Here is a 7975-nt window from a genome sequence, read left to right as displayed (position 1 = left end):
GGGGGGGTAACAGCGGAGGCAGCGGCATTTTCCGCTTGCGCCTCGCCGTCATCACTTTTACCGTCGCAAGCGGATAACGCGGCGGCCAGAAACAGGGTGGTGCATAAAGTACGTTTCATCATGACTCCTTAAAAGAATGGATTACGGCGGCAGAACCGCCGCGCCGCAGATTGCGGATTCGCCCGCGCAAAAACAAGCCGCGAACCGCTAAGATAGCCGCCCCGCCCGGATATTTTAAGGAACCCCCATGCACAGTCTCGACCTGAAAATCCTCGACCCCCGCCTCGGCGACACCATCCCGCTGCCCGCCTACGCCACCGCCGGCAGCGCGGCGATGGACCTGCGCGCCGTCTTCGCCGGCGACAGCCTCACCCTCGACGCGGGCGCGGACGCGCTTATCGGCACCGGGCTCGCCATCCACATCGGCGATCCCGGTTATTGCGCCCTCATCCTGCCGCGCTCAGGATTGGGGCATAAACACGGCATCGTCCTCGGCAACCTCGTCGGCCTCATCGACAGCGACTACCAGGGCGAGCTGAAAATCCCGCTCTGGAACCGTAGTCGCAGCGCCTACACCATCACCCTAGGCGAGCGCATCGCGCAAATGCTCATCCAGCCGGTCGTCCGCCCCGCGCTCAACCTTGTCGGCGACTTCACCGCCAGCGCGCGCGGCACCGGCGGCTTCGGTCACACCGGCAGCCACTGACATGGACTACGCCACCGCCCTGCGCACCCTGCGCGCCGCCATCAACGACCCCGCCCAGCACGGCGAACGCTGGCACTTCACCACCCGCCTCCCCGACGCCGCCGAACTGGCCGACATCCGCGCCGTGACCGCAAACGCCCTGCCGGAAGACTACTACCGCTTCATCGCCACCTGCGGCAGCGGTGCCTACTTCGACGACGACTGGCCGGTCGTCTTCTACGACGCCGCCGAATTGCGCGCCCAAAACGCCTACTACCGGGAACTGCTTGCCGAAGAACTCGCCGCCTTGCCGCCCGACGCACCCGCGCCACAGAGCGGCCGCCTCATCGTCGTGGGCGAACATCAGGCGATGGGCGACTGGTTCGGCTTCGACACCAGCCGCCCCGCGCCGGATTTCGACATCTTCATCCCCGACGCCGCCGCCCCGTCCACCTACGCCGAAGAAGCGGCGTGGCGCCACTTTGCCGACTGGATAGTGCAATGCGTCGCCGGCAAAGGGCAAAGCACCCTGTAATCTTTAAGGAGAACCCATGCGCATCCTGCTTGCCGAAGACGACCGCATGATTGGCGAAGCCGTCGTCGCCGGGCTCAAAGACGCCGCCTACGCCGTGGACTGGGTCAGGGACGGCGATATGGCGCTCCGCGCCGCCGTCAGCGAGTCCTACGACTGCATCCTGCTCGACCTCGGCCTGCCGAAAAAAGACGGGCTGGGCGTGCTGGCCGGCATCCGCCGCGACAGCGCCGCGCCCATCCTCATCCTCACCGCCCGCGACGATCTCGACAGCCGCCTGCGCGGCCTCGACGGCGGCGCGGACGACTATCTCATCAAGCCCTTCGAGATGGCGGAACTGCTGGCGCGGATGCGCGCCGTGCAGCGCCGCCGCAGCGGCAGCGCCGACAGCCTGCTGGAAAACGGCATATTGAGCCTGAACCCCGCCACCCGCGAAGCGCGCCGCCTGGATGGCGACACCGCCATCACCCTCACTGCACGCGAATACACCATCCTGCATGCGCTGATGCAGCGCCCCGGCCACATCCTCTCGCGCGGCGAGCTGGAAGACAAAACTTACGGCTGGGGCGAAGAAGTGGAAAGCAACGCCATTGACTATCTCATCCACGCCTTGCGCAAAAAACTCGGGGCGGACAGCATTAAAAACGTGCGCGGCGTCGGCTGGTGCGTCGGCAAGCGGCAGGACTGAACGCACATCCGCCCGGGCACAAAAAAAAGCCCCCAAGCGGGGGCTTTTGCGGTTGTCGCCGTTATTTTTTCTGCGGCGGCAGGTCGGTACAGGTGCCTTCGGCCACTTCGGCAGCCATGCCGATGCTTTCGCCGAGGGTCGGGTGCGGGTGGATAGTGAGCGCGATGTCGGCAACGGTGGCGTCCATTTCAATGGCGAGCGCCAGTTCGGAGATCATGTCGCCCGCGTTCGGGCCGACCAGCGCACCGCCGACGACGCGGTCGGTGTTTTTGTCGATGACGAGCTTGGTGAAGCCGTAGTCGCAGCCGTTTGCCAGGGCGCGGCCGGAGGCAGCCCACGGGAAGACGGCTTTGCGCACGTCGAGGTTTTGCGCGGCGGCTTGCAGTTCGGTAACGCCGACCCAGGCGACTTCCGGCGAGGTGTAGGCCACGCTGGGGATGACGCGGGCGTCGAAGAAGCTGTTGGCATCGCCGGCGGCGACTTGCGCGGCCACATGCGCTTCGTGCACGCCTTTGTGCGCGAGCATCGGCTGGCCGACGATGTCGCCGACGGCGAAGATGTGCGGCTGGGCGGTGCGCATTTGTTTGTCCACTTTGATGAAGCCGCGTTCGTTGACGTACACGCCTGCCGCTTCGAGGTTGAGCTGGTGGCCGTTCGGGCTGCGGCCGACGGCGACAAGGACGCGGTCATAGACTTGCGGCTCGGTCGGTGCCTGGCTGCCTTCGAAGGTAACGTGGATGCCGTCTTTTTCGGCGGTGGCGGCAACGGTTTTGGTGCCGGTCATGATGTTGTTGAAGCGGTGGTTGTTGCGTTTTTCCCAGACTTTGACGAGGTCTTTGTCGGCGCCCGCCATCAGGGTATCGGCCATTTCGACGATGTCCACTTTCGAGCCGAGGGTGGCGTACACGGTCGCCATTTCGAGGCCGATGATGCCGCCGCCGACGATGAGCAGGCGTTTCGGCACGTCTTGCAGGGCGAGCGCACCGGTGGAGTCGATGATGCGGTCATCCTGCGGCATGAAGGGCAGTTTGATGCTGCGCGAACCGGCGGCGATGATGCATTGTTTGAAGGCGATAGTTTGCGTCGCGCCTTTGTCGTCGGTCACGGTGACTTCGTGGCTGCCCGCGAATTTGGCGGTGCCGTGCACGACGTTGACTTTGCGCATTTTCGCCATGCCGGCGAGGCCGCCGGTGAGTTTGTTGATGACGCCTTCTTTGTGTTTGCGCAGGCTGTCGATGTTGATTTTCGGCGCGTCGAAGGTGATGCCGCTGCCGGCGACGCTGTGCGCTTCTTCGACGACTTCGCAGACGTGCAGCAGAGCCTTGGACGGGATACAGCCGACGTTGAGGCAGACGCCGCCCAGGGTTTTGTGGCGTTCGATGAGGGTAACGTTCATGCCGAGGTCGGCTGCGCGGAAGGCGGCGGAGTAACCGGCCGGGCCGGCGCCGATGACGAGGATGTCCACCGCGCCTGCGGGACCGCCGGCGGCGGCTGCAGGTGCTGCTGCGGCGGGGGCGGCAGCAGCAGCGGGTTTGTCGGCAGCAGGGGCGGCAGCGGCAGGGGCGGCGGCACCGCCGATGTCGAGGGTGCCGATGGTGTCGCCGGCGGAGACTTTGTCGCCGACTTTGACGGTGAGGGTGGCGATGACGCCGTCGGCAGGTGCCGGCACGTCCATGGAGGCTTTGTCGGTTTCGAGGGTGATGAGGGAGTCTTCTTTTTTGACGCTGTCCCCGGCTTTGACCAGCACTTCGATGATGTCCACGTTGGAAAAGTCCCCAAGGTCGGGGACGACGATAGGTTGTGTTGCCATGATTACCTCAATGTTTGGCTGGATTAACGAAATTTATCGGTGGCCGATTGTATCACTGTCTTAGTGCCTTTTCCGCGAGGAAGCGCTCGGCATCCAGCGCCGCCATGCAGCCGCTTGCCGCCGAGGTGATGGCCTGGCGGTAGGTCTGGTCGGTAACGTCGCCTGCGGCAAAAACGCCAGGGACGGAGGTTTGGGTGGCGTTGCCGTGGTCGCCGCCGCAGATGGTGATGTAGCCGTTGTCGAGGTCGAGCTGGCCGGCGAAGAGGGCGGTATTCGGGCTGTGGCCGATGGCGATAAAGATGCCGTCCACGGCGAGGGTTTCATCCGTGCCGTTTTTATAGCGGATGGTTGCGCCGGTAACGCCCGCGTTGTCGCCGTGGACTTCGTGCAGTTCGGCATTCAGTTTCAGGGTGATGTTGCCGGCGGCAACTTTGGCGTGCAGTTGGTCGAGCATGATTTTCTCGGCACGGAAGCCGTCGCGACGGTGGATGAGGGTAACGTGGGAGGCGAGGTTGGCGAGGTAAAGCGCTTCTTCGATGGCGGTATTGCCGCCGCCGACCACCGCCACCGCTTTGTTGCGGTAAAAGAAGCCGTCGCAGGTGGCGCAGGCGGAGACGCCGCGCCCTTTGTAAGCCTGTTCTGAAGGCAGGCCGAGGTATTTGGCGCTTGCCCCGGTCGCGATGATGACGGCTTCGGCGGCATAGCTGTCGCCCCTGGTGGTCACGGTAAACGGGTAGGTGGCGAAATCGACGGCGGTCACGATGTCGCGCACGATGGTGGTCTGGAAGCGTTCGGCGTGTGCCAGCATGTTCTGCATCAGTTGCGGGCCCTGGATGCCGTCTGCCGCGCCGGGCCAGTTGTCCACGTCGGTGGTGGTCATCAGCTGTCCGCCCTGTTCGAGCCCGGCGATAAGGACGGGTTCCAGCCCGGCACGGGCGGCATAGACGGCGGCGGTGTATCCGGCAGGGCCGGAACCGATGATGAGTACTTTGACCGGGGTCATGGGGATTCCTTAAATATTGGGGGAGCGGGTGATATGGGGATGCGGGCGCTTTTTTCCATTTATGGACAAAGCATGGCATGAATATTACGCTTGCATTTCACAAAGTTAATGTGCATCATGCTGCGACAGGCTTGTGAAGGAGGCGGTATGGCTGCCAAATGGATTCTCGCCCTGGATGTAGGTCGACGGAAAACCGGCGTCGCCGTCGGGCAAACACTGACGGCGACGGCCCGCCCGCTCGCGGTCATCCGTCATCCGGCGGCGACGCTCGAAGCCGCCCAGTTCGCCGCCTGGGTGAGGGAATGGTCGGTATCGGCCATCGTCATCGGCTGGCCGCAACTGCGCGACGGCAAGGAGCATCCGCTGGCGCCCGCCATCCGCCGCCTTGCCGGCAAGTGCCGCGAGGCGTTCGCCCTGCCGGTGTATTTTTCTGATGAGTATCTGAGCTCGCACGAAGCGCGGGCACGCCTGCCGGATGCCAAAGAGGTTGACGCCATGGCCGCCGTGGTCATTGCGGAAGACTGGCTGGCGGCGGGCAACGGGGGGAGTAGCATGGAGTCGTCGCAATTTTGATGACAATCCGTTATTCTATGTCTGATGTATTAGCGAAAATTAAGGAGTTCGCGTGTCTGATAATAAATCCGTGAAAGTGCTCGTGGTGGACGATAGCGGCACGATCCGGAAAACCGCCGAAGCCATCCTCAGCCGGGAAGGCTACACCGTAGCCACCGCCGAAGACGGTTTCAGCGCCCTGTCCAAAGTCATGTCGTTCAAGCCGGATCTGATTTTTCTCGACATCATGATGCCGCGCCTGGACGGTTATCAAGTCTGTTCCGTCATCAAAAGCAACGCCGCATTTGCGAAAACGCCGGTGCTGATGCTTTCCAGTAAAGACAGCATCTTTGACAAGGCGCGCGGGCGGATTGCCGGTTCGGAATACTTCATGACCAAACCGTTCTCGCGTGATGAATTGCTGAACGCAATCCGTACGCACGTCAAATAAAGGACATCCCGATGGCTACGATTCTGATTGTGGATGACTCGCCGACCGAAGCCGAAGTCGTGCGGGTCATGCTGGAAAGCGAAGGGTACAGCGTGCTGTGGGCCGATACCGCCGACAAGGGCATCAAGGTGGCGGAAGAAAAACGCCCCGACTTGATCCTGATGGATGTGGTCATGCCCGGCATGAGCGGCTTCCAGGCGACGCGCAAACTGATGCGCAACCCGGAAACGCGCGAAATCCCCGTCATCATGCTGACCACGAAAGATCAGGAAAGTGACCGGGCCTGGGGGCTGCGCAACGGCGCACGCGAATACTTTGTCAAACCGCCGGAAAAAGAAGCATTGCTGGCGCAAATCCGGTCACTGATATGAGTAACGAAAACGCCAAAGGCACGGAACCCACGCCTTTCGCCATTCTTTGCGATTATGTGGCAAAAGCCGAAGCCCGCAAACAGATTGTCGATAAATACCATGCCATCGGTGAAAGTTATCTGGCCTTTACCGCCGGGGACAAATGCTATCTGCTGGACATGAAAATGGTGCAGGAAGTCTCCACCACCATCCAGGATATTACCCCGCTGCCGTTTACCCCCGCCTGGTTGCTGGGACTGGCCGGCATTCGCGGTGAAGTCTTTTCCGTAGTGGAATTCAAGCGATTCGTCGATCCCGCCGTGAAAAGCAGCAAAGGCAGAAGCGGCTTTATCGTGCTGCACAATGAAGGACAGGGCTATATCCTCAAAGTGGACAGCATTCAGGGTATCCGCTCGTGCGAAGTATCTTCCTATCAATCCTCACGCAATTGGCTGGATGGACAGGCCGCTATGGATGGACGCCAATGGTTGCGTATCGACTTGAAGAATCTGGTGACGGATGCTTCATTCATTCAAAATGTACAATAATATCGGGTGATTTATGTTGAATTCACGAAACAGAATAAGTGCTGCCGAAGGCAATAGCGGCAACACTTTTCGCATTGCCGCATTGGCTTGTTCGGGTATCGCTGCCGCATTGGCACTCTTTTGCCTGTTTCAACAATATCTCGGCGGCGGTGCTTTATTGGGCACCATTCTGCCGGCCATGATTGTCTGCGCCGCCCTGGCAGGATTTCTCTGGTATAAATTTGTCGATGCGCAATATGCCAAAATCCAGCACGTTTCCACCGAGGCCGAGTTCCGCGCCAAGCGGGACCAGGACGCCATTTTGCGCCTGATGGACGAACTGGCGGAATTTTCCAACGGCGACCTGACCGTCGAAGCGCAAGTCACCGAAGACTTCACCGGCGCGATTGCCGATTCTGTCAACTACGCGATTGAATCCATGCGCGAACTGGTCGGCACCATCAACCGCACTTCCACCCAGGTCTCGAACGCCTCCAACAGTACCCGCCTGATTGCCGAGCAGATGCAAAGCTCGTCCACCGAGCAGGCGCAAAAAATTCATACCATCACTAAAATTATCGGCGACATGGTGCGCTCGCTGGATCGCGTCGCCATCAGCACCAGCGATTCGGCGGAAATTGCCCACAATTCCGTGAGTATCGCCCGCGAAGGCGCGCAGCAAGTGCGCAATACCATCAACGGCATGAACAATATTCGCGGCAACATCCAGGAAACCCGCACGCTCATCAAACGCCTCGGCGAAAGCTCGCAGGAAATCGGCAACATCGTCGAAATCATCAAGAGCATTGCCGACCAGACCAACATCCTCGCGCTCAACGCCGCCATCCAGGCCAACTCCGCCGGGGAAGCGGGACGCGGTTTCGCGGTTGTCGCCGACGAAGTGCAACGTCTGGCGGAGCGCTCGTCGAACGCCACCAAGCGGATTGAAGGGCTGGTCAAAACCATTCAGAACGACACCAACGCGGCGGTGGCCTCGATGGAACGCTCCACCAAAGAAGTGGTGGAAGGCGCGAATATTGCCGAGGAAGCGGGCACGGCGCTCAGCAAAATTGAAGACGTATCCACCTCGCTGGCCTCACTGATTGAAAAAGTATCCGATTCGACGCGCAAAGTCTCCACCATGGCGGAAGGCATTGCCAGCGACATGGCGCAAATCAACCAGATGGCGGTTACCACCACGGAAAACGTCGTCAAAACTTCCGATTCCATCGAGAATCTCAGCCTGCTGTCCCAGGAACTGAAAAATTCCGTTTCCGGCTTTAAACTGCCGGTCGGTTATTAGTCGGTTATTAAAAGATACATACGATAAATGGTTTGGGTTTTGTGCCATTAACCGGGTACAGGAGTTTTCATGGC

10 protein-coding genes are annotated in these 7975 nt (G+C 60.9%); 8 read left to right on the top strand and 2 right to left on the bottom strand.

The window, feature by feature from the left end; genetic code table 11:
• Positions 1–247 precede the first annotated feature (247 nt).
• The 3 genes from dut to Q0562_RS00055 are packed head-to-tail and all read left to right on the top strand — an operon-like array spanning position 248 to position 1905.
• On the top strand, positions 248–706 hold the full coding sequence (gene dut, locus Q0562_RS00065; protein ID WP_298639517.1) for a dUTP diphosphatase: 459 nt from the start codon (positions 248–250) through the stop codon (positions 704–706).
• Between the two features lies 1 nt (position 707).
• Entirely contained in the window at positions 708–1220 is a 513-nt protein-coding gene (locus tag Q0562_RS00060; protein ID WP_298639515.1) for a hypothetical protein, read from the top strand.
• Between the two features lie 16 nt (positions 1221–1236).
• Positions 1237–1905, top strand: a complete 669-nt coding sequence (locus tag Q0562_RS00055) for a response regulator transcription factor (protein WP_298639512.1) — start codon at positions 1237–1239, stop codon at positions 1903–1905.
• Between the two features lie 61 nt (positions 1906–1966).
• Here the strand turns inward: Q0562_RS00055 and lpdA are convergent, their stop codons facing one another.
• The gene (gene lpdA, locus Q0562_RS00050) at positions 1967–3715 is read right to left on the bottom strand and encodes a dihydrolipoyl dehydrogenase (protein WP_298639509.1); all 1749 of its coding nucleotides are present in this window, start codon (positions 3713–3715) and stop codon (positions 1967–1969) included.
• Positions 3716–3767: 52 nt separating this feature from the next.
• Positions 3768–4718, bottom strand: coding sequence for a thioredoxin-disulfide reductase (trxB, locus tag Q0562_RS00045; protein WP_298639506.1), 951 nt, complete (start codon positions 4716–4718; stop codon positions 3768–3770).
• A 147-nt stretch (positions 4719–4865) separates the two neighbouring features.
• Here trxB and ruvX point away from each other — a divergent pair, with 147 nt between their 5' ends.
• Genes ruvX through Q0562_RS00020 form a run of 5 tightly spaced genes read left to right on the top strand, consistent with a single transcriptional unit; the run spans position 4866 to position 7901 of the window.
• The gene (gene ruvX, locus Q0562_RS00040) at positions 4866–5291 is read left to right on the top strand and encodes a Holliday junction resolvase RuvX (protein ID WP_298639503.1); all 426 of its coding nucleotides are present in this window, start codon (positions 4866–4868) and stop codon (positions 5289–5291) included.
• Between the two features lie 52 nt (positions 5292–5343).
• Complete coding sequence (locus Q0562_RS00035; protein ID WP_298639500.1) at positions 5344–5721, top strand: response regulator; 378 nt, start codon at positions 5344–5346, stop codon at positions 5719–5721.
• A gap of 11 nt (positions 5722–5732) precedes the next feature.
• On the top strand, positions 5733–6092 hold the full coding sequence (locus tag Q0562_RS00030) for a response regulator (protein WP_298639497.1): 360 nt from the start codon (positions 5733–5735) through the stop codon (positions 6090–6092).
• Positions 6089–6619, top strand: a complete 531-nt coding sequence (locus Q0562_RS00025; RefSeq protein WP_298639495.1) for a chemotaxis protein CheW — start codon at positions 6089–6091, stop codon at positions 6617–6619. The genes Q0562_RS00030 and Q0562_RS00025 overlap by 4 nt, the downstream gene beginning before the upstream one ends.
• 13 nt (positions 6620–6632) lie before the next feature.
• On the top strand, positions 6633–7901 hold the full coding sequence (locus tag Q0562_RS00020; protein ID WP_298639493.1) for a methyl-accepting chemotaxis protein: 1269 nt from the start codon (positions 6633–6635) through the stop codon (positions 7899–7901).
• The last annotated feature ends 74 nt before the right edge of the window (positions 7902–7975 follow it).

The organism is uncultured Cardiobacterium sp., assembly GCF_938028825.1.
GTDB lineage: Bacteria > Pseudomonadota > Gammaproteobacteria > Cardiobacteriales > Cardiobacteriaceae > Cardiobacterium.
This window is presented reverse-complemented; position numbering and strand designations above follow the sequence as displayed.

What these genes read in the sequence shown, in the direction of transcription:
- ruvX (WP_298639503.1), top strand. Translation starts at nt 4,866, where the DNA reads ATGGCTGCCAAATGGATTCTCGCCCTGGATGTAGGTCGACGGAAAACC.
- Q0562_RS00020 (WP_298639493.1), top strand. Translation starts at nt 6,633, where the DNA reads ATGTTGAATTCACGAAACAGAATAAGTGCTGCCGAAGGCAATAGCGGC.
- Q0562_RS00030 (WP_298639497.1), top strand. Translation starts at nt 5,733, where the DNA reads ATGGCTACGATTCTGATTGTGGATGACTCGCCGACCGAAGCCGAAGTC.
- trxB (WP_298639506.1), bottom strand. Translation starts at nt 4,718, where the DNA reads ATGACCCCGGTCAAAGTACTCATCATCGGTTCCGGCCCTGCCGGATAC.
- Q0562_RS00060 (WP_298639515.1), top strand. Translation starts at nt 708, where the DNA reads ATGGACTACGCCACCGCCCTGCGCACCCTGCGCGCCGCCATCAACGAC.
- lpdA (WP_298639509.1), bottom strand. Translation starts at nt 3,715, where the DNA reads ATGGCAACACAACCTATCGTCGTCCCCGACCTTGGGGACTTTTCCAAC.
- Q0562_RS00055 (WP_298639512.1), top strand. Translation starts at nt 1,237, where the DNA reads ATGCGCATCCTGCTTGCCGAAGACGACCGCATGATTGGCGAAGCCGTC.
- dut (WP_298639517.1), top strand. Translation starts at nt 248, where the DNA reads ATGCACAGTCTCGACCTGAAAATCCTCGACCCCCGCCTCGGCGACACC.
- Q0562_RS00025 (WP_298639495.1), top strand. Translation starts at nt 6,089, where the DNA reads ATGAGTAACGAAAACGCCAAAGGCACGGAACCCACGCCTTTCGCCATT.